Below are 23,087 nucleotides of genomic sequence, written 5' to 3' on the forward strand. Positions count from 1 at the left end.
CGATGTTTAATGTCTTGATCGCAGAAGACAGCAAGCCGATCCTCCGAAATATTAAAGTGCTGCTGCAAGCGACAGGGCTGCCAATCTATATTGCCGCCACAGCTGCGAATGGTGAAGAAGCGCTGGCGTGCATGCGGGAGCAGCACATCGACATTTTGCTGACGGATATTCGAATGCCAAAAATGGATGGGCTGGCACTCATCGAGCAGGCGAAGCTGCTGCAGCCGCAGCTTAAGGTTGTGCTGATTAGCGGCTACAACGATTTTGAATATACGCGTAAGGCGCTGAGTTTGCAGGTGTTCGATTATTTACTGAAGCCGGTTGAGCGCCCTCAGCTGCAGGAGGTCATGGAGCGGGTTATTGTTCAGTTAGGTGAGCAGCAATCGGGGGAAGCTGGGAGCTTCAAGGACATTGTTGATCCAGGTTTTCACGCGGAGCTTAGACTGGGGCCGAAATTTCGCGAGCAGGCGAAAGCGCCCTTTCTTATCCATAAGCAGCCTTTCTCGCCCAATAAACCAAGCTGGAAGCTGAGCGTGCTGCAAGCAAGGCTGACAGAGGTATTTGCTCCGCATGCGTGCTGGATCTTTCCGACGCAGCAGCCTTACCAGTTTTTCATCATGATCAATCTTTCCGTTAAAGACAAATATCCGTCAGCTTATGAATGCATGGAGGCGGCACGCGCCGGCTTGCTCGCAGAAGGCTTATACGCCTCGTTATGCGGCCAGCTGCAGGCTGTCAGGGACGGAAGCTTGGCGGAGTTTTATCAGCAAATGTCGCGGCTTATGAAGGAGCAGCTATCGATTGCAGGGCCGCTGCTGCTGGATAACGGTTTCGCTGCGCTTCCACTGAACGCCGATTCAGGTGTAACTGAGCGGCTCTCGAACAGCTTCGTGGACATGATTCGCCAGCGCCAGAAGGAGCGCTTCGCCTTGAAGTTGACCGAGCAGCTGCAAAAATGGCAGAGCAGCAACGTCCGCCTGGCAGAGCTGGAGCGCTTTCTGGCGCTGCTGACCGAGGCTTTCAGCGGCTCCCTCTCTGAGCAGGACCCGTGGAATAGGCTCAAGCTGACGGAGCAGGCAAATGCACTGCTGGAGCTGGACAGCTTTGCCGATTTTACCGCGCAGTTGCTGTTGTGGGCCGAGCAATGCTTTGAGCTGCTGCAAAATCAAAATCGCAAAAGCGGCTCCGAGCTGTTTCAGCAAATCGACGAGTATGTGCAGATGAATATGTATTCGCATGTATCCATTGCCGATCTCGCGCAGCGATTTCATGTCAGCCCCTCCTATATCAGCCGAATCATGAAGAAATATGCCGAGAAAACATTCGTCCACTACTACTTGAATTTGAAAATCAAGGAGGCGTGCCGGCTGCTGGAAACGAAGCCGGAGATGAAAATTAAAGAGCTGTCCGATGTGCTATCGTTCAGCGACCAGCACTATTTTTCCAAAGTGTTCAAGGAATATGCTGGGTGCAGCCCGACGGAGTATAAGGAGCAGCTAAAGAGCTTATAGAGCGCAGGCAACCGTTTCATCAAACATGAAAATAGGAGGATCAACGATGATGACAAGCGACGCAATAGCGGTTATTGAAAAGTTGGAGAAGGGCTATTATGCTCGATTTGAGCGGTTTTGGAACCATTCGGCGGAGCAGGTATGGGCGATGCTTACCGATAATGACAAGCTGGCGCTGTGGTTTGCCGAGCTGCGTGTATCAGAGCTGCGCAAAGGCGGCAGCATGACCTTCGATATGGGCAATGGTGAGCTTATGCCGATGGAAATTTTCGAGCTGGAGCCGGGTACTGTGCTGGCGTTCGCTTGGGATGACAATGTTGTACGCTTTGAGCTGCATCAAGAAGCCGAGGGCTGCCGCCTGCTGCTTGTGGAGCAATTGACTGAGTTGAATGACCATACCCCAAAGGATTTGGCCGGATGGCATGTGTGCCTCGATGTTATTGAAGCGCTGCTGAATGGGCAGTCGCATGATTCGCGTGATAGTGATTGGAAGCAATGGTACCCGCGCTATATCGAGCTTCTGACGCCGTATCGTGAGCAAGGCAACGTCTCTTTATGAATAAAACAGAGCGATTGTTGGCGATTGTACTGGAGCTCCAGCGTAAAGGCATGATGCGCGCCGAGGATTTGGCTGCGGTATTCGAGACGAGCGTTCGCACGATTTACCGAGATATGCAGGCGCTCAGCGAATCCGGTGTTCCACTTATAGGAGAGCCTGGTGTTGGCTATTCGCTCATGGAGGGCTATTTTCTGCCGCCTGTGAGCTTTACCGTGGAGGAGGCGGTGACCTTGTTGATCGGCACTGTTTTTGTCGAGCAGCAGTTTGATGAGGGATATACGTCGAAGGCGGGCGCTGCCCGCGGGAAGATCGAGGCTATACTGCCGGAGCATGTCCGTGAGGAAGCGGACCGCGTTCGCGCAGCCATCAAGCTGCTGGCACCCTATGACCCGCTTGCGGGTGGAGTGGATAAACAAAAAATCAATATTTTGCGCACCGCTATATTGGAGCAGCGCAAAATACGTCTCCACTATAAGAAAACGTATGCTGACGAGGACGGAAATCGGCATAGCACCCGGATAGTAGCGCCGTATGGACTCGTGCTTACGCAGGGCAATTGGCTGCTGCTGGCCTATTGCGAGCTAAGGGCATCACTGCGCCATTTCCGCTTGTCGCGCATGGAGCAGCTTGCTTTGCTGGATGAGCGCTTCAAACGGCCGCAGGATTTTGATCTGCAAGCTTATGTGCCCGAAAATGACCGCAAGCTGCCCGTGCGAATATGGGTGAACCCCACTATCGCAGATAAAGTGAAGGAACAAAATAACTTTTATATGGAATCTTTAGAGGAGACCGAGGATGGCCTGTACGTAAATTTTCTTGTTCGTGTGCAGGAGGAGCTGTTGCACTGGATACTAGGCTGGGGTTCAGGCGTCGTTGTGCTGGAGCCGGAATCGCTGCGTCTGCAGGTTCGGGCGGAAGCCGCCAAAATTTTGGAAAGCTACTGACATACTGATGTCAGTAGCTTTTTCTTATAATGGGGCTATCTTACCCAAAGGGGCTGTGCAAATTGATGAATACGTTACAATCTTTGAAGCAATTTGAACCATTGAAGGAGCAATATGAACGGGAGCTGGACTTGTTCACGCTTGAGCAGCTGCAGCAAAAGCCAGCCGAAAATGAATGGTCGATCGGACAGGTATATGTCCATCTGATCAACAGTGCGCTATACATGCAGCTTAGTTCTGCCGAGCAATGCTTAAGCGAGGAGACGCAAGCTTCCGTTAGCCCAAGCGATTCAACTAGCGAAATGAATGAAAGGAAAAATGCCATTTTTGCTGAAGGCAGCTTGCCGCCAATACGCGTTCACGTTGATCCGTTTCCGGGGTATACGCCCATCCAGCCTAGCAGTAAAGAAGAGCTGATACAAGGAATGGGTGAAGTACTGAGCCGCATGAAGGAGCTGGAGCCAACGCTTGCGGGGGCGCCGGAGCATCGTACGATTCCGCATCCGGGTTTTGGTGAAATGAATGCCAAGGAATGGTTTTTGCTCATAGAAATGCATTTCCGCCATCATCTGCGTCAGCTGGAGCGTTTGAAGCCTTTTGCAGCTTCGATTTAGCAGCTACAGGATTGAATGCGACTGCGTGAGCTGATCGATATTGTGCTTCCGCAGCTTGCGTTCGCGCTTTAGCTTGTACATCGCTTTATCTGCACGGTTCAGCAAGGAATCCCCATCCAGTCCGTCTCGCGGATAAAGGCTGATCCCCATACTGAGCTTGGCGAACAACTGCTCATTGCCGTAGCGCAGTGAACGGCTCGCGAAGCGTTCCTCAATCTCAGGAATAATCTCGTAAACGCAATCGGTAGAAGGGAGCGGGCTGATGAATAGGACGAATTCGTCGCCGCCCAGCCTTGCTACCATGCCTTGACCGCCGACGCTTTCTTTAATGAGCCCAGCTGTATGCCGCAGCAGAGCATCGCCCGCATCATGCCCGAAGCGGTCATTCGTTTCTTTAAATTCATCCAGGTCAATCAACACGACAGCGAGCTGCTGCTCCTTCCGCTCGGCTTCCGCTATTGCCGCCGCCAGCCTTTCATAGAAGAAGCGGCGGTTCGGCAATTCGGTCAGCGCGTCATGGTAGGCGAGAAAGGCAATCTGTTCCTGATGCTCCTTGATGAGCGTAATATTGCGGAAAATAAGAATGACATGCGGTTCATTATCCACCGTCACATAATCCCCATCAATCAGCACCGTAAGCTCTCTTTCTCCATTATGAATTTTCGTCTCCAGCTCTTTAATTTCCAGCTGGTTTCTGAGCCTTTTTTTCAGCTCGGCACTAGCTAACGCATCGAGTCCAGCATGCTCCAGCTGTAAATGGTCAAATAGCTGCTTTGCACTTGGATTGGCTTCTTTAATGGTGCCGGAGCTCTCAACGAGCAAAATAGCGGCTGGATTTAAATTGAACAGTTGCTCATATCGCTGTTTATTGGAGTTGAGAAACTCAAATCTTTGCATAGCGAGCCGCAGCATAAAGCACCAGACAAGACCGCCGTATAAATAAGAATAAGGGGGCAGTGTATTTTCGAATTGGAAATAGCCAAAAAAAACAACCCACAGCATCGTAATAATGGTGCCCGCAATCATAAGCCGATAAATGGGCTCCCGTTCGTGATCCTGAGAAGCTCTAACCCGAGCTTGTCCAAGCAATAGAAACACAAGATAGACAATCGCAATCAGAATGCTGCCCGTCATGGCGGCGAAATAAGGGAAATTATATACAGGATATTTCCAAATGCCGACTTGAACGAAATCTTGGGAGGAAATGTATTTTTGATTGCTAAAAATGTTGAAGGGAATAATCAGCAGCGGGATGTAGAAAATATACGGATAAATCCAACGCGGAAGTCGCTTGTCCATGCCGGAAAATTTGGAAATGAAATGTACGCCAATTCCAGGTATGGCGATGCCAACGTTTGAAAACCACAACGCTGTGAGAGCCGGGCTATATTCAATGGGAAGCAAGAACCGAACGTATTCCTCTATAAACATAATAAAATAACAAGCGATAATAAGACTGACGAGCTGATGCTCAATCTTCTTCGGGTTGCGGTACAGAACATCCAGACCCATATAAAAAAATAAAAGCATCGGGAGCAAGTAAGCACCCAGTGAAACTAATACTTCCGACAGACTCAAGGCCCCTCTGCCCCTTCCGGATTTATCTGATCTGCATGCTATACGAGCATCTACCCTCATTTTAGACAGTTCGTCGCTATTTGTCGATTTGAAATATATTTAAAGCTCCATTTGAAAATATGACCGCAAAAAAGGAGGGGAATATTCCCCTCCTTAATGGCCTAAAGGCAGCCCGCACCGCTTTGAGCGGTAATCTGTACGATTTTTAATGTAGATTTAGAAATTGAAGTTGTCCGGATCTGGACCGACGCGCACATTTTGATTCAAGCCGTCGATTTGTGCCATTTCTTCTTCGGATAGCTCGAAGTCGAAGATGGCGGCATTTTCAATAATCCGATTTTCTTTAATCGATTTAGGGATGGTGATGATGCCACTTTGCAAATCCCATCGCAAAATCACTTGAGCCGTCGATTTGCTATGCTTGTCGGCAATTGCTTTTAACACAGGCTCATCCAGCAATTGTCCCTGCATAAGAGGCGACCAAGCTTCAATAACAATACCGTGCCCGCTAGCGAAGCTTCTGAGCTCTTGCTGCGTCAGGCGAGGGTGCAGCTCAATCTGATTGACCATGGGTTTGATCTCTGCATCCTTCAGCACATCCTGCAGATGATGAATCTGGAAGTTGCTGACGCCGATTGCTTTCACGCGGCCTTCTTTATACAACGTTTCCAGCGCGCGCCAAGCTTCTTTATATTTGCCAGCCTTAGGCCAGTGGATTAAATACAGGTCCAGATACTCCAGGCCCAGCTTTGCAAGGCTAGTCTCGTATGCGGCAATTGTCGATTCGTAACCGAGATCGGCATTCCATACTTTGGAGGTAACGAACAGCTCTTCACGGGCAACCCCGTACTGTTCAAGCGCTTCTTTGATTGCTTGGCCTACGCCTTCCTCGTTTTGATACACGGCAGCGGTATCGATGCTGCGGTAGCCATTTTTGATCGCTGCTTTAACGGAACTGACGACTTCCTCGCCTTCTTCTACTTTAAATACGCCAAGTCCGAACCAAGGCATTTTGACGCCGTTGTGAAGCGTGACGGTATCCTGCAAATGTTGTGCTGTCATGAATAAACTCTCCTCCTGAAAAATAAAAGGTATACTTGAGCCGCAAATTCATTTGCAGCATTTAACTCGTTGCTGGCTGACAACTGTAATTATGCACCCTTCCATCTGGAAAGAATAGTACGTACTTTAAAGTACCCATGATACCAAAAAGTAATCTTTAGATGTGGCCGCCACTCAGCCATTTTCTCCACGCCCCTTGTGTTCGGGTAGTATTTTTGGGACAATAATGAAAAGAAGAACGGATCGGTCGTTCAATGTAGTGGAAAGAGGAACAATCATGATGAAACCATCCATTTATGGATTAACCTTTGAGCAGCTAACCGCCTGGCTGCTGGAGTTTGGACATAAGAAATTCCGCACGACGCAGGTGTGGGAGTATTTGTACCGGAAACGGGTCACGTCATTCGAGGAAATGACGGATGTAAATCCGGAATGCTTGAAGGTGCTTGAAGAGCATTTTGCCATCCAGACGCTGGCTGAGCATACGCTTCAGGAATCGGCGGACGGTACGCGCAAGTTCCTGTTCAAGCTGAGCGACGGCAATCTGATCGAGACCGTGCTGATGCGGCATAAGTTTGGCTTATCCGTCTGTGTGACGACACAGGTGGGCTGCAACATTGGCTGCAGCTTCTGTGCGAGCGGACTTCTGGCGAAGAGCCGTGACCTGACGAGCGGTGAAATTGTCGAGCAGGTGATGAAGGCGCAGCTGTATCTGGATCAGGAGCAGCAGGGCGAGCGCGTCAGCCATCTCGTCGTTATGGGCATCGGCGAGCCGTTCGACAACTATACGAATCTGGTCGATTTTCTGCAAGTCATCAAGGATCATAAGGGGCTGGCGATTGGCCCGCGGCATATTACCGTTTCGACGAGTGGCTTGACCAAAAAAATTATGGATTTCGCCGACAACGATCTCGGCGTCAATCTGGCGATTTCGCTGCATGCTCCGAATAATGAGCTGCGTACGCATATTATGAAGATCAACCGCGCATTGCCGATCGAGAAGCTGATGGAAGCGATCGATTATTATTTGGCGAAGACGAAGCGGAGAATTACGCTCGAATATATTTTGCTTAAGGATATGAATGATCAGGTGGAGCATGCGCTTGAGCTGGTAGAGCTTATTGCAGGCAGAGGGGCGCTCGTGAATGTGAACCTCATTCCTTATAATCCGGTCGACGAGCATAGCCAGTATCAGCGCAGCGAGCCGGAGTCGATTCGGGCGTTCTATGATACGGTTAAGAAAAATGGGCTCAGCTGCAGCGTTCGTCTGGAGCATGGCACGGATATTGATGCTGCCTGTGGACAGCTTCGGAGCAAGCAGATCAAGGCATCAGAGGATCCAGTGCCGCAGGAAAGCGCGGCGAGATAGCACATAGCAGGCTGACAGCAGCAAGGCATACGGGCATTTCCGACTGCTTTTTTACAGGCGGCAGGGAATGCTTTTTCTAAAATATAAGCATTTATAAGTTTCACACTTATTCTAGGCTTATATTTCACCCTCGAAACGGCAGCTTTGCCGCCAGAGGACGGCGACAGCCGTTTACGCTTGAAATATAGGAAAGTATAACATAACGCTATCCTTTCTCTAAATTTCTCGGACTGAAACGCGCCGCGCCACCAAAGGATGGCGACAGCCGTTTCACCTTGTGAAGTGGCGTTTGACATAAGGCAGTCTTCGCAACTTGACGCAAATTAGGTTAGAATGAACAATAGAATGCTGGACAGGAGCTGTTAAGATGTCGAAAGATAGAGAAGAAATTATATTAACGCAAGAGGGGCTTGCCCAGTTGGAAGCGGAGCTTGACGATCTCAAATATGTGAAGCGCAAGGAGCTCGCAGCCCGGATCAAGCTGGCAATCAGCTACGGCGATTTGAAGGAAAACAGCGAGTACCATTCAGCTAAAAATGACCAGTCTTTCATGGAAACCCGAATTATTATTTTGGAAAAAATGCTCAAGAAGGCACGCGTCATTGACGTGGAAGCGCTGGATACGAGTCGAGTCAACATTGGCTTCACCGTTATTTTGAATGATGTTGAGTTCGCGGAGAAGCTGGAATACAAAATCGTCGGTACAGAAGAAGCTGATGTAGCAAGCAATAAAATTTCCTACGAAAGCCCGCTCGGCAAAGAGCTGATGGGCAAGGAAGTAGGCAGCATTATCAGTGTAAATGCACCAATGGGCATCATTAAATACGAGCTGCTCGAAATTAAGGCGTAGCGCAAGAGCTTATTCGTGATCAAACAGAGGAGACATGGACAATGGCTAGAAAAAAAATCGTTCATACGACAGTAGAAGAAAAGCTGAATCATAAGCTAACGGTGCTGCTCAAGGAATGGGCGGGACAAAGCGGCTTTTTTGGCTACAAGGATATGGATTTTGAGCAGGTGCTTGCTCTGGTGAATACAGCGGGCTGGAAGACGGAGCTGGATGACTCCGATCCATCAGTTCGTTCCGTACGCATGGTCAAAGAGGATACGGTCAGAAAAGCGAAGTTTATTCTCGACGACAAGGGTCGCGTTATAAAAATCGACTAAGGCGATCAAGCTGGAATTGACTGCATAACCTTCAATTACAACATACAGAGTTGCCGTGGAAAAAGCCCGGCGCGCAGGAAGCCTTCCCTTTTGGGGAAAGCAGCCTGTGCGCCGGGCTTTTTCTCATATATTTTCGATAAAATCGGCAATGCTAATGTAGCGAAGTTTACAAAGCATTTACCGTACTCTAATACAGCTATAAACTTTCGAACGTATACTAAGGACAAATAATGAAATGAGGCGTTCTATGACAGCCGATCCGATTGCTCAATTTGAGAAGAAGATGATCATCCGCAATATAGAAACGGCAGATATCGACCAGATTATTGCACTGCAGCTCATTTGCTTCCCTAATATGGCCCCGTGGAAAAAAGTCCAGCTCGAGAGCCATCTCCGCATTTTTCCAGAAGGGCAAATTTGCGTGGAGCTGGATGGCGAAATTATTGGCTCCTGCTCCAGTCTGATCGTTAACTTCGACGACTATTTGGAGCAGCATACGTATTCGGAAATTACGGATAAAGGCTTTATCCGCAACCATAACCCGCGCGGCGAGAGCCTATACGGGATGGAGGTTATGGTGCATCCCGAATACCGAAGGATGAAAATCGGCAGACGGCTGTATGAAGCGCGCAAGCGGCTGGCCGAGCAGCTTAATTTAAAAAGCATTATTGTCGGGGGGCGCATTCCCGGCTATCACAAATACAGCGACAAGCTGACGCCGCGGGAGTATGCGGAGGAAGTGCTGCAGCAGAACATTTATGATTCGGTGCTGACGTTCCAAATGATGAATGGCTTTACGCTTAAGCGGATTTTGACGAACTATTTGCCCGATGATGACGATTCCATGAGCTATGCCTCCTTGCTGGAATGGAACAATATCGATTACAAGCCGAGCAGCAGCAAAATCCATTACAAGCTCTCGTTTCCAGTGCGCATTTGCGTCGTGCAATATATGATGAAAAAAATCGATTCCTTCGAGGAGTTTGCGACCCAATGCGAGCATTATGTCGATGTAGCGGCCGATTATAAATCAGATTTTGTCGTGTTTCCGGAAAATGTGACGATGCAGCTGCTCTCTTTCCTCGATGACCGGTCGCCCAGCCTTGCGGTGCGCAAGCTGACGACATTCACAGCTGAATACGTGGAGCTGTTCACCGAGCTTGCCGTTAAATACAATGTGAATATTATCGGCGGCTCGCATTTTGTGGAGCGGAATAACCGCATTTACAATGTGGGGCATTTATTCCGCCGCGATGGGACGATCGAGCAGCAGTACAAGCTGCATATTTCGCCAAATGAGCGCAAATGGTGGGGCATCAACGGAGGCGACAGACTGGAGGTGTTCGATACCGACTGCGGCAAAATTTCCATTCAGCTGAGCAGCGACATTGAATATCCAGAGCTGTCGCGGGCCGTGGCGGAAGCGGGTGCGCAGTTGATTTTTATCCCTTTTTGTGCGGAGGATCGCCAGACTTATCTAAGGGTTAAATATTGCGCGCAGGCGCGGGCGATTGAAAATCAAGTGTTTACGGTCACCTCGGGAACGGTCGGCAATTTGACGCATGTGGACAATGTCGATATTCAATATGCGCAGTCCGGCGTCTATACGCCAGCAGATTTCTCGTTCCCGCGCGACGGCATTGCCGGAGAGTGCAGCGAAAATACAGAGACGGTCATCATGGTCGAAGTCGATATGGAAATTTTGCAGCGCCACCGCAAGTCCAAGGATGTGCTGACGTTCCGCGACCGCAGGACGGACATTTATTCCTTGCAAATTCATTCGTAGCATAGGAGGCGCTTATGAGGCCATTTATGGTTGCAGCTGTGCAATATAGCTTGACGGGCATCACGACCGAAGCGGAATTTTGGCGAAAAATCACGGCTACCACTCAGGAGGCCGCGGGACGGGGCGCGGATCTTATCGTGTTTCCCGAATATATGACCGCACATTTGCTGGGCTTTACTGAGGAAATGGATCATGAAGCAGCCTGCCGTTACTTAGACAGCTACACCGACGATTATATGGCCTTGATGCAAAAAAATAGCCGCGAGCAGGGCCTGATGATATTGGGCGGCACCCATATTTGCAAGGAATACGGGAAGTTTTTCAACAAAGCATTCCTGTTCTTCCCAGACGGACGAATAGAGACGCAGAGCAAGCTGCATCTCACGCCTGAGGAGCAGACGCGCTGGCCGCTGGCGGCGGGGGACAGCCTCAATGTGGTGGAAACAAGCTGGGGCAAGCTTGCGATGCTGACCTGCTACGATATCGAGTTTCCCGAGCTGGCAAGGCTTGCTGCCGATCAAGGCGCGGAGCTGCTGTTATGTCCGTCCTACACGGACACCTCCTTCGGTTATTACCGGGTGCGCCTCTGTGCGCAGGCGCGGGCGATCGAGAACCAGCTGTTCGTTGCGCTTAGCGGCATCGTTGGGGAGCTGAGCGAGGATCGTCCGCAGGTTGACCGCGGTTATTGCCAAGCAGGGCTGTTTACGCCCTGCGATGTTCCTTTTGCCGAGGATGGCATATTGGAGACAGGTGAGCTGAATCAGGACATGTTTGTGATGGGCGAGCTGGATTTTTCCATGCTGCGCACGAATCGGGAGCAGGGGCTGGTCGCTCCTTTTTATGACCGCCGTCCTGCCCTTTATCAACAACAAGAAAATAGGCTGCTGAGGGAGTGCTGATGATGGAATATTCAACGTATGGCCGCCATGTTGCAATGGATGCTTGGGGCATTGCATTCGAGCATTTGAACGCCGCTGATCTATTGAGTCAGCAGATGGTACAAGCAGCAGAAGCGAGCGGCGCGACGATTTTATCTGTGCAGGCCCAGCAGTTCGAGCCGCAGGGCGCGACGGTGCTCGTCATGCTGTCCGAGAGCCATATGTCGATCCATACGTATCCCGAAAAGGGCTTCGCCGCCCTCGACTGCTACACCTGCGGCGATACCGTCGATCCTCATGTTGCGATTCAGGCGATGCTTGTTTTCCTTCAACCGCAGGAAACGGCTGAGGTGAAAATAACGAGGGGGATGGGCGAGCTGGTCATCAGCCGCTTCCCGCTTGCGAATCGCGAGGAGTGTGACTCGCCAATTCCAGCTTCGGTCCTTGGGAGAGAGCGGGGGGAAGGGACAGTGAAGCCGTAATCGTAGTTGTGGTCCTAGCCCTAGCCCTAGCCCTAGTGCGCTCCTCGTACCAGTCGGCTTCCGGTTTCAGCTGCCGCGAAATCGCCTAGGGCTCTTCCTGCAAGTGAAAACGTGAACTTATGTGAATGCCTATGCGTATGCGAATGATTTCGCCGAATTCCTACAGTAGGTGGACACCAGAGCCGTTATTTCGGATAAATTAACGGCTTTTGGACTTATGCGGACACCAGGGACCTTATTCTGTTGTTTTCCTGTTCTGTATATGCCGTTTTAGAGAAATAACGGATGTGTAGTCCGCTCATTTAGATTTAACCCCTCGTTTCCTCAAATAGCGGATTTCCTGTCCGTTAGAATGAACAAGCGACCAGGTGCTCCGCTCTTTTGAGATTAACAAGAGCGCGCTCCTAATAAACAAATAGCGTCAAGCAGCAGGCTTGATGCTATTTGTGATGCGCATATGCGTATGATTCAACTGCTTGCTGGGATTGCTAGCCGATGTGGCTATGAGTAGCTCATGTAGCTACCACTAGACCGTACGGCGGAAATAGTGACGACGGAAACCGCATCGTTGGCAGGAGCAGCAAGGGCTGACGCATGGTTATTACGGCTAGGTAACCGCTCATTGGCAGCTGTCTGGTAACCGATGAAGCCTAGCTGGAGCAGTACGACTGCGGCGATGAGCCAGACACTTTTTCCAACGAAAAAGTCGATTTTACCGCTTCCCTCATAGTGGTTTCCACCCTTCAACAGGCGGCGTGCGAACCAGTAGGAAAGGCCGAGTGCGATAATGCCGAGCAGCGCAAGCGTGACTGATTTGTTCAGCAGCGTCCACAGATAATCGTAATATTTGATCGCGAGAAAGAGGAGCCAGAAGAAGAAGCTGCCCGCTGTTTCCAGCATTTGTTCGCGCTTGATGAATAGGAACACCGCAGCTGTTAGCAGGATGAAGGCCAGCACATTAAACAGCGCCACCGAATAAGCAAATACCGGGTCCAGTGATGTCACCCATAAGAGGAAAATAAAGCTGAACAGCAGGCTGCCTTCCCTCAGATGTATGCGCCGCTCGCCATTCGTTCCGACGTATGAGCTGCCGTATGCCGCTGCATTAAGCACGGTCAATGAAATGATGATGCTGGAATAAGCATCGTGCATGTTTTGGAATAGCTGATAAAGCACAATAGCGGCGGCAATATTCATCAGCATATAGGTGATTAAATGCTGCATGCGGCCTTGCAGGCGAAGCCAGCTGATGATGGCAATAGCCAAGAAAATGATGCTCAGCGGGGTTTTTTCGATCCAGGCGATGGATACGAGCCCCATGGCGAAGCCAACCGTAAACACCGTATAGCGAACGACTGCATTTACGCGTGGCAGCAGAAGCATCGGTACGATGAACAGCAGCGATAAGGCATAAAGGGCATATTGCGTCTTAATCGGCCCATTTTCATCCGTTAGCAGCACGACAAGACCAATAACTGAAATGCTGCCGATAATGATGCCGACAATCGTAATGATTGTTGACACGATGCTGCCCAGCAGATGATGGTCAGTGGTCCGGCTTGCTGCGCCATTCACGGGCTGCGCTGCAGCTTCCACAGCAGACTCTTTATAATCTTCCGTATTTCTTTCAGCAGTAGAAGCTTTATTGCCAAGCTTGTTCATATAGCGGAAAAACAGCACGTTAGCCGTAAGCAGCACGATAACGAACACGATGCCGAGAACGAAACGAAAGACGGATTCGGTTTCCAGCGAGAAACGGATGAATTTTGCCACCGTATAAGCGGATGCAGCGAGTGCGGTAAGGGTCAGCATCGTTTTATCAAGACGAATGCGCATGAAATAATAGAAGCAGGCCGCAATGACGGCGATATCCAAAGCATTCATGAAGAGCGATAGGCCAGCATGGTCAAAGGCGCCAGCGAGATTAAGCAGCGAAATGTGTAGCATCACAAAGCTTGCCAGACGAACGATTTCAGAAGCAAGCCGCTTGGTCTGCGCCAGCAGGAACAAAGCTAGATTGAACGCCGCAAAAGTGGAGTCAGCTAGCAGTGTATTCATCTCCACATTCGGCGTAAACAAACGATAATCGAATAAAAAATACAGCGTAAAATGCGCCAGTATATAAGTCAGCACATATAGCGGCTTGTATCGCGTAATCCACGCGAGCATCAGGCTTGGCAGCAATGAAATTAGACAAATGACGTAAGGGGGCTGCTGCAGGTTATAGATTTGGTCAGCAAGCGCTGCTGCTGCTCCAAAGGCGATGCAGCCTGCGACGAGGAATATGCCGCTCAAAAAACCGGTCAAGCCTAGCGGGAGCTTGCTCCGGGAGAAGCCGAAAGACAGCACATAGAAGAATAAAACGAATCCGGCGGAGGTCAGCATTTTGTGAGAGCTGCTGAGTCCGTCCCAATTCGCAGCGAATAAATAGAAGATAGCCGCAAGCAGCAATGCAATGCCCATCAAGAAGCCCATTCGTATCATATTTACACGCAGCATAGCGTTCACTTGCCTTTCCCTGAGAGTATACGCCTCATTATATTCTCCTGTTTCCCTTTGAACTAGTACTCACTTTTTGTAGTACCGAATCGACCTGCTGAGGTTGAAACTATTTTCCTGATTTTGGCGTTTAGATCATAGGAGTAGAAGGAATATGAGATATGAGAAGGGGTTGGTTTCTTGTGGTTCTGAAAATAATGCAGGCAGCAGCTGTTTGTCTTCTGCTGCTCACAGGCTGCTCCGCAGCCGGGAATGCGCCGCAGGCCAGTACAGCGGCATCAGCCATCACGGCAGCACCTGAAGCGACGCCAGTGCCGGAAGCTGGTGCAGCGCAGGAGCCCGGCTCCTCCGCAGCTTCAAGCCCGAGCGAGGCGGCTGATTCGCCGGAAAAGGCGAGCGCCGATTTTGAGCCGGGGATGGACATTGACTGGGAGGCGTCTCAATCCCAGCTGCAGGAGCAAGGGATGGCGGAAGTGCTGCAAACGAATTTGGAGGCGCTGCTGAAGCAGGATCAGAAGGCATTTAACAACACCTTTCTTGACCAGGCGCATGCGGACCCGTTTCAATTCTATTTGAGCTATTATCAATATTATTTTACTGGGATTGATGATGTCACTTACTTCGAGTCGGGCAATATCAATGTCACTGTCAGGGTTGATTTATTGTCTGAGGCAGGTTTCGAAGAGAACAGCGCGATGACCTACACCTTCCAAAAAAGCAAAGAAGGCGGCTACAAAATCGCCGTTATAGATTAAGCGATCAATATCACCAGTTTGCTTTTTTACAGTAAAACGCAACTTCATCTTGATAAGGAGCGTCTATATTTTCAGTGTATGCAGAGGAAAAAATGACTAAAAAGCTGGAGGTTTACGGAAATGAGATTCAAACGGGGGCTTCTGCTCTTATTATTCGTTATGTTGATGATCCCGGCGGGCGTTGCGCCTGCTTCTGTACAGGCTGCTGTTGCGCCGACGATTCAAATTGTGCTGGATGGCGAAGTGGTAAGCAGCGATGTGCCTCCCTACCTTCGTGAGGATTTGAACGTAACGATGGTGCCGCTGCGCGTTATTAGTGAAAGTCTTGGCGCAGAGGTCAGATGGTCGCAGGCGGCTAAGCAGGCAACGATTAGTCAGGACGATACCATTATTACAATGATTTCGGGCCAAAATAGTGTGTTCGTGAATGGCAGCGTCATTACGCTCGATGCGACGGTTCAGACCGTGAGCGGGCGAGTCATGGTGCCGCTCCGTTTTGTCAGCAATCAGCTGGGCGTTGCTGTGAAATGGGATAATGAAGCCAAGGTGGTTAATCTGTACAAAGATACGGTTAGCCCCGTTCCAAGCACGCCAGCGAGTCCGGCGGCAACGCCTGCTCCAACACCATCGACCACCGCGAAGCCGAATCCAACTGCGACTCCGGTACCAACTTCTATCCCGACCTCGACGCCTGTTGCTACAACAGAGCCGCTGCCGCCGGTAGTCTTACCGACTCCCGCAGCAGGAACGGAATTAAGAGGGGTTTGGGTATCGACGATCTACAATTTAGACTTTCCTTCAACGGCTTCCTATGGAAAACAGGCTGTACAAGAGAAAGAATTCAAGGCATTGCTCGATGATGTGCAAGCGATGGGGATGAATGCCGTATTCGTACAGGTGCGTCCATCTGCCGACGCGCTTTACCCGTCGACGCTTGTACCTTGGTCGAAAGTGCTTACTGGCAAGCAAGGAGTAGCGCCGACATACGATCCACTGCAATTTATGATTGATGAGACGCATCGTCGCGGTATGACGTTCCATGCATGGTTCAATCCATTCCGGGCGAATACGGATACAGATACGAGCAAGCTCGCTTCCAATCATGTAGCGGTGGAGCATCCCGACTGGGTACTGAATTCCGGCTCGCAGCTGCTTATTAATCCGGGCGTTCCGGCAGCACGGCAGCATGTTATTGATGTCATTATGGAAGTGGTAAACAATTACGATATCGATGGCGTACATTTGGACGATTATTTTTATCCATCCAACATTGCGCTGAGCGATGATGCAACGTTCAAGACCTATAACAGCAAGAAGCTGGCGACCAAAGCGGAATGGAGACGCAGCAATATTGATGAGTTCGTGCAGCAGCTGGACGAGTCCATTCACAGCGTCAGGCCGACGGTTGATTTTGGCATCAGCCCCTTTGGTGTTTGGCGCAACAAATCGCAGGATGCGAACGGCTCCGATACGAATGCAGGAGTGACTGCATACGACAGCATGTCGGCCGATGTGCGCAAATGGGTCAAGCAGGGCTGGATCGATTACGTCGCTCCTCAAGTGTATTGGAGCATGTCGCTCTCCGCAGCGCGTTATGATAAAGTGGTGGATTGGTGGGCAGCCCAAGTAGCGAACACGGGTGTCGATCTTTACATCGGCCATGCCGCATACAAGCTTGGAACGAAAGAAACAGGGTGGCAAACTTCAGAGGAAATCATCAAGCAGCTGAAATACAATGCGCGTCATCCCGAGGTGAAGGGCGATATTTATTTCAGCGCCAAAGACCTGCGCAAAAACCCGCTCGGCATTATTGACGCTTTGAAAAGCTATTATGGGAAGTAAGATAGAACGGCATCCAAACGCACTTCTATATTTATAAAATAAAGCCAAAACAGCCGCTGTGCCCTTTTTAAGAAAAGGGACCAGCGGCTGTTTTTTATCTGCCTCCAAGCAGCAGCGTGTCTGAGTCGTCTGATTTATAAAAGGTCCTGACGTGCCTGCTTCAAGGCATCCTCAAGCCCGCCTTCAACAATCGTAAGCGGAACGGACAGCATGAGGTTGGTTGGCAGCTCGAAGTTCTCTACCTGCATGCCATCCTGATACAGTCCGGTTTGCGGATTAATTCCGGGCATCAGCTTCTCCGCCTGTGTGCGCTTGTCGCTGACGAAGCCGTACAGCTTCTTATTCATCGCGTAGCCAAGCCCGCACTCAAATACAGTGCCGGAATCCGGCTCATGCCCGCGAAAAGGGTTCAAGTTGGCGATGATGACATCGGCCTTCTGCACAAGCTTGACGTTGCCAGCGAAAATCGCCTGCGCCGTCTCCCATTTTGTCGGTGAAGGCTTAATATCTTTATCCAGTGGAAAAATACCTTCAAAGCCGTATGCCTCGCATAACGCCTTCATTTGCTTGCCCAGCTCCACGGCATCGGTGCGAAACACCTCAAAGCCGGCCATATATACTTTTAGTTTCCCAGTTGTCGTCTCGTCCATTCCCATTCTCCTTCGTGCCTGTGGCACGGTTTTAAGCTTTATTCTACTACGTTTCTAAATATACTAGCAATAAAAAGGCGGCTGCCCGGCTTGACTGGCTGGTCTTCCAAGTCTATACTGGAACTAATTTGAAGAAGGAGGCTGATGTTATATGAGCACAATGAGCAGAGGATTAATTGTTATGGCGTCGGTCTCTACGGACTTAAGATAAGAAGATGGATAAAGCAGAAGGCTTATGCTGGGGGAAGGCGCAGCAGGGCCGCTTTTGAAGCTTTTTTGTGTCCGCAGGAGACCAAGTTGGTGTCTTGCGGACTTTTTTTCAAATATAAGCATTTATAAGTTTCATACTTATAATCGGCTTATATTTCGCCCTCGAAACGGTGGCTTTGCCGCCAGAGGACGGCGACCCCCGTTTACGCTTGGCTGCGAAAGGGGCTTTGACCACCGAAAGGTGGAGACAGCCCTTTGCGCTTGTGCGTACGGATGTTGCTCCCTAGCATCGCTGTGCGAGAAAAAGACCGCAGGATCGTGCTGTGGTCTTTTTTGTTGTACCTATATAAATAATTATCTAACAAACGGAGGAATACGATTTGACATTGAAACCGGAAAACCAAGAAACGAAGCAAAAACCAGAAACACAGGAACAAAAAACGCTGCTGCAAGCCTATGGCTGGAATGAGCATTGGGAAGCGGAGCTGCAACGTGCAGGAGCAGGAGGTGTACCGCTGGTGGCGGCGCGTGTGGTAGCGCAGTTTTCGCATCAGTACCGAATTGTGACGGAAGCAGGCGAGCAGGCAGCTGTTGTCACCGGAAAGTTTGAGTTTGAAGCGGTCAATCGCGGAGATTTTCCAGCGGTTGGCGATTGGGTGCTGGTGCAGCCGCTTCCCGGTGAAGCGAGGGCCGTTATTCATGCGCTTCTGCCTCGCCGCTCGGCGATGGTGCGCAAGGAGGCGGGGCAGCGGGTCGATGTGCAGGTGATCAGCGCCAACCTGGATTATGTTTTTATTACGAACGCCTTGAATCAGGACTTTAATTTGCGAAAAATAGAGCGGTATCTGCTCGCCGTTTGGGAGAGCGGGGCGAAGCCGGTTGTGCTGCTGACCAAGGCCGATCTTTGTGATGACCCCGATCATTATGCTGCTCTGGTGGAGGGTGTAGCCCCTGGTGTTCCCGTCCATGCCGTGAGTGCTTTTGAAAATCAGGGGCGGGAGGCACTGGCTGATTATTTGCTCCCCGGGCAGACGATAGCGATAACCGGCTCCTCCGGTGTTGGCAAATCGACGCTGCTTAACTGGCTGGCGGATGAAGAGAAGCAGCGTGTCCAGCAAATTCGCGAAAGCGACGCCAGAGGGCGGCATACGACGACGCATCGCGAAATGTTTGTGACGCCGAGCGGCGCGATTATCGTTGACACGCCGGGTATGCGGGAGCTGCAATTATGGGAGTCGGATGAGGGCATGGATACGACCTTTTCCGATATTGGGGAGCTTGCTGCGAGCTGCCGTTTTCACGATTGCCGTCACGAAAGGGAAGAGGGCTGTGCGGTCAAGCAGGCGATTGCGGATGGAACGCTGGAGCAGCGCCGCTTTGCCAACTTCAAGAAGATGGAGAAGGAGCTCGCTCATATGGCACGTAAAGAGGAATCGGTGAACAGGCGTACGAAAAAGCAGGCGGAGAAGCGCGTGTCTGCCAAATCGCGGGTGGGCAGACGGACCGCTTCAGCCTATGCGGGCGATATGGGAGATGATGAGTAACTAGCTCGACAGTAACCGAAAATAGGCCGTAAATAGGCTAAGACAGGTTTGGAAAAAGGCAAAAAACCGCCTGCTCCCCGGAAGCCCGGAGACAAGCGGTTTTTCGCGTCCAGCGTACGCTGGAGCTATGATTTAAAAATCTCGCTCAGCGTCAAAAATGTCGAACAGCTTGCCCAAATCCACCTCGATGCCGGATTCGGCGAGGTTCAGCTTCGTATTTTTCAGAAGATCGTGCAGCACCTCGTAAATTTCCTCGCGCTCAATCGTCTCGATGAAGCCGCTGCGGCTGTCCATTTTATTGAGTGTAGCTGTAAAATCCGTCACGAGCGCCGCCAGAGCAGCGTGTACTTCCGCAGTCTTCACGCCGGAAGCGGCTTGCTTTTCCAGCGACCCAAGCTCGCCCAGCATTTTTTTATAGAGATTCATCGCTTTTTTGGCGTTGGTGCTTGTAATAGGCTCACGGCCGTCCCAGTCGCGGAACGGATTGGTTAAATTTTCGGCCATCCATTCTGGCTTGCGAGGCTTGGTGACGGAGAGATCAAGGCCGTTTGCGGCCGCTTTTTTATAGCGGGCTTTGATCGTCTTGGCGGCATCTGCCGGAAGGCTGGTCAGCCATAGCATGCTGAGCTGCGGCAGCGTATCTGGCAGCGGAAACTCCTCGCCAGAGAAGCCGAACAAATCATAGGTTGTGAATGTGTGCAGCCCAATCAGCTTGACGATTTTGCCCATATTCGCAGCGTACCCCGGAGCCCCCCAAATCCGCAGCTCCTGCAAATAAGGAAACTGCGAGGCGAGCTCGGCTAAATCGATGTCCGCCACCCCGCGAACATTCAGCGCCCCTAATTGGCTCAGCCCGTAATGGCTTGTCGCTTGCTTGTCCACCATGAGCAGAAGCTCCTTGCCATCATGCTCCGCGTAAATACGCAGCTTCTCGGAAATGGTGCCGACCAAGGAAAGCTGGCTCAACCCTTTAGGAAGCGTTAGCGATTCCACTTGTTCAGCCTTCAAAATAAGGCGGCTTAAGCTCGTTCCGGTGAAATCCAGCGCTGTGGCACGAGGATCGTCCAAATGCAGCTCATTCACAAACGGTGTGCTTCGCAAATAGGCGATAAGCTCCGGCTTATACGCGTGGGAGGTGTGAATCGCAGTCAAGCAGGGCAGTTTATGCAGCTCCGACCAGTCCTCAAGCTGCTCCAGCGCCCCTTGGCGGATGGTGCTTGTCGACAGCTTTACCGGGTATCCGGCAATGTCCACCTTTTCGTCGGAGCCAGCTGCTGCTTTGAAACGGGCGCGAAGCTCGGCGGGAATCGCCTCCCACTGAAGCTGGCGATACAAGCTGTCCCCCGTCCGCCAGCTGGCATAGCTGTTGCATTCCGCTTGAATAAGCGGAGGAATATTGCCGACAAGGCGGTAATGCTTGGGCACATTGGCATCTACAAAGCAGTAATCCCAGCGGTCGTTCCAAAAATAATAATTGCATACGAGCGGCTTTATATGCCCCAGCTCGTCCTCGGTCGGCAGCTGGTCGCTGTGCCAATCCAGCTCCAGCACGGCGGCTAAACCTTTGTGACGGCTCGAAGCTTCCTGTTTTACCTTAATAACCTGGCAGGCGGCATATTGCTGAAGCCGCTCTTCATATACAACATAAATATCTCCAGCCTTGGCGATCATCTTATCATCCTTTCGGTACGAAACACAGACATAAGAAAATTATACCAAAAAGGATGCGAGCAGCGGTCCATCGAAGGGGCTGTTCTTGCTTGGGACAGCTAGGGCTGCGGGCTTAAATCCGGCTGATACATGGTCATATGGTCGTTGTGTCGCAGGTTATGCGCTGACCAATACCCCATTTTTCAAATGTAAAATGCGGTCGCATAAATGCAGCACCCGCTCATCATGCGTAACCATAACGGCGGCTTTGCCCTCCGCTTTCACCTCGCGGGCGAGCATCGCCACAACATCCTGTCCACGGCTCGCATCCAGGCTCGCCGTCGGTTCATCGGCAAATAAAATAGCCGGGTCATTCATCCAGGCCCGCGCAATGGCAACGCGCTGTTTTTCCCCGCCGGAGAGTTGATTCGGATAGGCTGAACGGCGATGCAGCAGGCCCAGACGCTCCAGCAGCATGGCTGAACGGGCCTGAGCCGCCCGCTTATCCATATCAGCCAGCTTGGCGACGAGCATCAGCTGCTCCTCCACCTTCAAATACGGAAGCAGATTAGCGCTTTGAAAAATAAAACCGATGTTATGCAGCCGCAGCTTGCTGAGCTGCTGCCCGTTTTTGCCGGCAAGCGATTCGCCGTCGATGAGCACCTCGCCGCTCGTTGGCGTCAGAAGCGCCCCTGCGATCGAAAGAAAGGTGCTTTTTCCAGAGCCGGAAGGCCCCATAACCGCGACGAGCTCGCCCGCCTTTACCTCAAGGGAAAGCTTATTCAGTACGGTCAGCTCGGTATCGCCATCATGATAAACCCGTGTAATTTCATTCAGCATAAGCTTTGTCGCTGTCATCCTGCAGCCCTCCCTATTGCATCCAGCGCATCGGTTCGCGCCACTTGAATGACTGAAACAAGTGAGCCCAGCAGCGACATGGCGATAAACAGCAGGCAAGTATAGCCGATCGTCACTGGGGACAGCTGAAATGGCATCGAAGCGGGCAGTGCCGCCTGCATGACTGCGACCAGCATGCAGCTTACGGCTAAGCTGGCGGCAGCGAGTACGAGCGCTTGAGCCACAACGCTGCGCGCTAAATAGAACGTTTTGGTGCCAATCGCTTTGAGTATGCCGAATTGGCTCGTTTTCTGAATGGTAATGACGTAGAAGAAGACGGCGAGCACGAAAGCGGAAATGACGAACAGGAAGCTGATCATCATCATTAGCGAGCCTTGCTCTTCTTTGTAGCCGGGAATACTGGCTACCGCTTGCTTTTTCGTAATAATCGCCGTACCTTCAAGCTGCTGTGAAAGCAGCTCCGCTTCTGCATCCGTTGCTTGAATGGCAATGGCATTGAAGGGAGCGGCGAATGCGGGATCAGCTGCTGCTCTGCCTGCCATTTGCTGCTTCAACTGCTGCCAGTCGCTTAGGTTCATAAATACGGCAGGTGTATGGCTGAACGACTGATTTTCCGTAAAGCCGCTAACGGTCCAAGTGAGTCCTGTCGTTTGGTCGTGCAGCAGGCTGCCGACGGTTATGCCTTCCTCCGCCAGCTTGCGGTCTACGACAACCTCGCCGGCTCCCGTGTTGGAGACGGCTGAGCCGGAGACGACCGTTGGAGCGAGCCAGCTGCCCATGTCCACACCGAATAACGTAATGTCTGTTTTCATTCCGTCCGTTCCGCCTGTTACCGTCGTCATCTGCACGCCAAGCCGCTGGGCATTCGCGTCGCCAACGACCGAACGGGCTTTGTTAAGCTCCTTCTCCCCAACGATGGAGCGGGCGAAGCGTTGGCTCGCATCCTGCTGCATAAGGAAATGGGTAGCAGGCATATTTTCGACCGCAGAGGCATTCGCATAAGCGAGTCCACCCGCAAGTCCGGTTACGAACAGGACCAGAAAGGAAACAAGCAGCATAATCGCCATAATGAGCAAATAACGGGTTTTGGCAAAACGCATTTCTCTAAGGGCCAAATACATTCTCATTC

20 protein-coding genes are annotated in these 23,087 nt (G+C 51.1%); 13 read left to right on the top strand and 7 right to left on the bottom strand.

Features of this window, described 5'->3' with window-relative positions; genetic code table 11:
* Positions 1–2 precede the first annotated feature (2 nt).
* The 4 genes from WH37_RS21850 (at position 3) to WH37_RS21865 (ending at position 3,628) form a co-directional block, all read left to right on the top strand.
* The gene (locus tag WH37_RS21850) at positions 3–1,511 is read left to right on the top strand and encodes a response regulator transcription factor (RefSeq protein ID WP_046232752.1); all 1,509 of its coding nucleotides are present in this window, start codon (positions 3–5) and stop codon (positions 1,509–1,511) included.
* Between the two features lie 46 nt (positions 1,512–1,557).
* The gene (locus tag WH37_RS21855) at positions 1,558–2,070 is read left to right on the top strand and encodes an SRPBCC family protein (RefSeq protein WP_231594315.1); all 513 of its coding nucleotides are present in this window, start codon (positions 1,558–1,560) and stop codon (positions 2,068–2,070) included.
* Complete coding sequence (locus WH37_RS21860; RefSeq protein ID WP_046232753.1) at positions 2,067–3,014, top strand: helix-turn-helix transcriptional regulator; 948 nt, start codon at positions 2,067–2,069, stop codon at positions 3,012–3,014. Before WH37_RS21855 ends, WH37_RS21860 begins: the two co-directional genes overlap by 4 nt.
* Before the next feature lie 65 nt (positions 3,015–3,079).
* A complete protein-coding gene (locus tag WH37_RS21865) occupies positions 3,080–3,628 on the top strand; it encodes a DinB family protein (protein WP_046232754.1) in 549 nt (182 codons plus the stop codon).
* A 3-nt stretch (positions 3,629–3,631) separates the two neighbouring features.
* Here WH37_RS21865 and WH37_RS33880 read toward each other — a convergent pair whose 3' ends face one another.
* Positions 3,632–5,206, bottom strand: a complete 1,575-nt coding sequence (locus WH37_RS33880) for a diguanylate cyclase domain-containing protein (protein ID WP_052737139.1) — start codon at positions 5,204–5,206, stop codon at positions 3,632–3,634.
* Between the two features lie 216 nt (positions 5,207–5,422).
* Positions 5,423–6,268 (bottom strand): aldo/keto reductase, encoded by an 846-nt coding sequence (locus WH37_RS21875; RefSeq protein WP_046232755.1) that lies wholly within the window; start codon positions 6,266–6,268, stop codon positions 5,423–5,425.
* 277 nt (positions 6,269–6,545) lie between these two features.
* Here WH37_RS21875 and rlmN point away from each other — a divergent pair, with 277 nt between their 5' ends.
* The 6 genes from rlmN (at position 6,546) to speD (ending at position 11,950) form a co-directional block, all read left to right on the top strand.
* Positions 6,546–7,637, top strand: a complete 1,092-nt coding sequence (rlmN, locus tag WH37_RS21880; protein ID WP_046232756.1) for a dual-specificity RNA methyltransferase RlmN — start codon at positions 6,546–6,548, stop codon at positions 7,635–7,637.
* Positions 7,638–8,004: 367 nt separating this feature from the next.
* Positions 8,005–8,487: a transcription elongation factor GreA gene (gene greA, locus WH37_RS21885; RefSeq protein ID WP_046232757.1), complete on the top strand. Its 483-nt coding sequence runs from the start codon at positions 8,005–8,007 to the stop codon at positions 8,485–8,487.
* Between the two features lie 41 nt (positions 8,488–8,528).
* On the top strand, positions 8,529–8,804 hold the full coding sequence (locus WH37_RS21890; protein WP_046232758.1) for a hypothetical protein: 276 nt from the start codon (positions 8,529–8,531) through the stop codon (positions 8,802–8,804).
* Between the two features lie 235 nt (positions 8,805–9,039).
* The gene (locus WH37_RS21895) at positions 9,040–10,590 is read left to right on the top strand and encodes a GNAT family N-acetyltransferase (protein ID WP_414812133.1); all 1,551 of its coding nucleotides are present in this window, start codon (positions 9,040–9,042) and stop codon (positions 10,588–10,590) included.
* 14 nt (positions 10,591–10,604) lie between these two features.
* Positions 10,605–11,489, top strand: coding sequence for a carbon-nitrogen hydrolase family protein (locus WH37_RS21900; protein ID WP_046232760.1), 885 nt, complete (start codon positions 10,605–10,607; stop codon positions 11,487–11,489).
* A gap of 2 nt (positions 11,490–11,491) precedes the next feature.
* Positions 11,492–11,950: an adenosylmethionine decarboxylase gene (gene speD / locus WH37_RS21905; RefSeq protein ID WP_082110950.1), complete on the top strand. Its 459-nt coding sequence runs from the start codon at positions 11,492–11,494 to the stop codon at positions 11,948–11,950.
* Between the two features lie 501 nt (positions 11,951–12,451).
* Here the strand turns inward: speD and WH37_RS21910 are convergent.
* Positions 12,452–14,449: a DUF2157 domain-containing protein gene (locus WH37_RS21910; RefSeq protein WP_074904810.1), complete on the bottom strand. Its 1,998-nt coding sequence runs from the start codon at positions 14,447–14,449 to the stop codon at positions 12,452–12,454.
* A 182-nt stretch (positions 14,450–14,631) separates the two neighbouring features.
* On the opposite strand from WH37_RS21910, the gene WH37_RS21915 reads away from it, so the two are divergent.
* Together WH37_RS21915 and WH37_RS21920 are read left to right on the top strand one after the other, a co-directional pair.
* Positions 14,632–15,204 (top strand): hypothetical protein, encoded by a 573-nt coding sequence (locus WH37_RS21915; protein WP_046232761.1) that lies wholly within the window; start codon positions 14,632–14,634, stop codon positions 15,202–15,204.
* A 120-nt stretch (positions 15,205–15,324) separates the two neighbouring features.
* Entirely contained in the window at positions 15,325–17,046 is a 1,722-nt protein-coding gene (locus tag WH37_RS21920; RefSeq protein ID WP_046232762.1) for a family 10 glycosylhydrolase, read from the top strand.
* A gap of 134 nt (positions 17,047–17,180) precedes the next feature.
* Here the strand turns inward: WH37_RS21920 and WH37_RS21925 are convergent, their stop codons facing one another.
* Positions 17,181–17,696 (bottom strand): nucleoside 2-deoxyribosyltransferase, encoded by a 516-nt coding sequence (locus WH37_RS21925; RefSeq protein ID WP_046232763.1) that lies wholly within the window; start codon positions 17,694–17,696, stop codon positions 17,181–17,183.
* A 596-nt stretch (positions 17,697–18,292) separates the two neighbouring features.
* On the opposite strand from WH37_RS21925, the gene rsgA reads away from it, so the two are divergent.
* Positions 18,293–19,450 carry a ribosome small subunit-dependent GTPase A gene (gene rsgA / locus WH37_RS21935; protein WP_082110952.1) on the top strand — a complete coding sequence of 386 codons (1,158 nt, stop codon included), beginning with the start codon at positions 18,293–18,295 and terminating at the stop codon, positions 19,448–19,450.
* A gap of 132 nt (positions 19,451–19,582) precedes the next feature.
* Here rsgA and WH37_RS21940 read toward each other — a convergent pair whose 3' ends face one another.
* The 3 genes from WH37_RS21940 to WH37_RS21950 form a co-directional block, all read right to left on the bottom strand.
* On the bottom strand, positions 19,583–21,121 hold the full coding sequence (locus WH37_RS21940) for a hypothetical protein (RefSeq protein ID WP_046232765.1): 1,539 nt from the start codon (positions 21,119–21,121) through the stop codon (positions 19,583–19,585).
* 156 nt (positions 21,122–21,277) lie between these two features.
* Positions 21,278–21,958 carry an ABC transporter ATP-binding protein gene (locus WH37_RS21945; protein ID WP_046232766.1) on the bottom strand — a complete coding sequence of 227 codons (681 nt, stop codon included), beginning with the start codon at positions 21,956–21,958 and terminating at the stop codon, positions 21,278–21,280.
* On the bottom strand, positions 21,955–23,079 hold the full coding sequence (locus WH37_RS21950; protein WP_046232767.1) for an ABC transporter permease: 1,125 nt from the start codon (positions 23,077–23,079) through the stop codon (positions 21,955–21,957). Before WH37_RS21950 ends, WH37_RS21945 begins: the two co-directional genes overlap by 4 nt.
* Positions 23,080–23,087: the final 8 nt, after the last annotated feature.

The organism is Paenibacillus algorifonticola (genome assembly GCF_000971975.1).
In the GTDB taxonomy this organism is placed as follows: Bacteria; Bacillota; Bacilli; order Paenibacillales; family Paenibacillaceae; genus Pristimantibacillus; species Pristimantibacillus algorifonticola.

What these genes read in the sequence shown, in the direction of transcription:
- WH37_RS21920 (WP_046232762.1), top strand. Translation starts at nt 15,325, where the DNA reads ATGAGATTCAAACGGGGGCTTCTGCTCTTATTATTCGTTATGTTGATG.
- WH37_RS21950 (WP_046232767.1), bottom strand. Translation starts at nt 23,079, where the DNA reads ATGTATTTGGCCCTTAGAGAAATGCGTTTTGCCAAAACCCGTTATTTG.
- WH37_RS21855 (WP_231594315.1), top strand. Translation starts at nt 1,558, where the DNA reads ATGATGACAAGCGACGCAATAGCGGTTATTGAAAAGTTGGAGAAGGGC.
- WH37_RS21895 (WP_414812133.1), top strand. Translation starts at nt 9,040, where the DNA reads ATGAGGCGTTCTATGACAGCCGATCCGATTGCTCAATTTGAGAAGAAG.
- WH37_RS21940 (WP_046232765.1), bottom strand. Translation starts at nt 21,121, where the DNA reads ATGATCGCCAAGGCTGGAGATATTTATGTTGTATATGAAGAGCGGCTT.
- WH37_RS21890 (WP_046232758.1), top strand. Translation starts at nt 8,529, where the DNA reads ATGGCTAGAAAAAAAATCGTTCATACGACAGTAGAAGAAAAGCTGAAT.
- WH37_RS21910 (WP_074904810.1), bottom strand. Translation starts at nt 14,449, where the DNA reads ATGCTGCGTGTAAATATGATACGAATGGGCTTCTTGATGGGCATTGCA.
- WH37_RS21865 (WP_046232754.1), top strand. Translation starts at nt 3,080, where the DNA reads ATGAATACGTTACAATCTTTGAAGCAATTTGAACCATTGAAGGAGCAA.
- WH37_RS21900 (WP_046232760.1), top strand. Translation starts at nt 10,605, where the DNA reads ATGAGGCCATTTATGGTTGCAGCTGTGCAATATAGCTTGACGGGCATC.
- WH37_RS21945 (WP_046232766.1), bottom strand. Translation starts at nt 21,958, where the DNA reads ATGACAGCGACAAAGCTTATGCTGAATGAAATTACACGGGTTTATCAT.
- WH37_RS21850 (WP_046232752.1), top strand. Translation starts at nt 3, where the DNA reads ATGTTTAATGTCTTGATCGCAGAAGACAGCAAGCCGATCCTCCGAAAT.
- WH37_RS21860 (WP_046232753.1), top strand. Translation starts at nt 2,067, where the DNA reads ATGAATAAAACAGAGCGATTGTTGGCGATTGTACTGGAGCTCCAGCGT.
- WH37_RS21925 (WP_046232763.1), bottom strand. Translation starts at nt 17,696, where the DNA reads ATGGACGAGACGACAACTGGGAAACTAAAAGTATATATGGCCGGCTTT.
- rlmN (WP_046232756.1), top strand. Translation starts at nt 6,546, where the DNA reads ATGATGAAACCATCCATTTATGGATTAACCTTTGAGCAGCTAACCGCC.
- WH37_RS21875 (WP_046232755.1), bottom strand. Translation starts at nt 6,268, where the DNA reads ATGACAGCACAACATTTGCAGGATACCGTCACGCTTCACAACGGCGTC.
- greA (WP_046232757.1), top strand. Translation starts at nt 8,005, where the DNA reads ATGTCGAAAGATAGAGAAGAAATTATATTAACGCAAGAGGGGCTTGCC.
- speD (WP_082110950.1), top strand. Translation starts at nt 11,492, where the DNA reads ATGGAATATTCAACGTATGGCCGCCATGTTGCAATGGATGCTTGGGGC.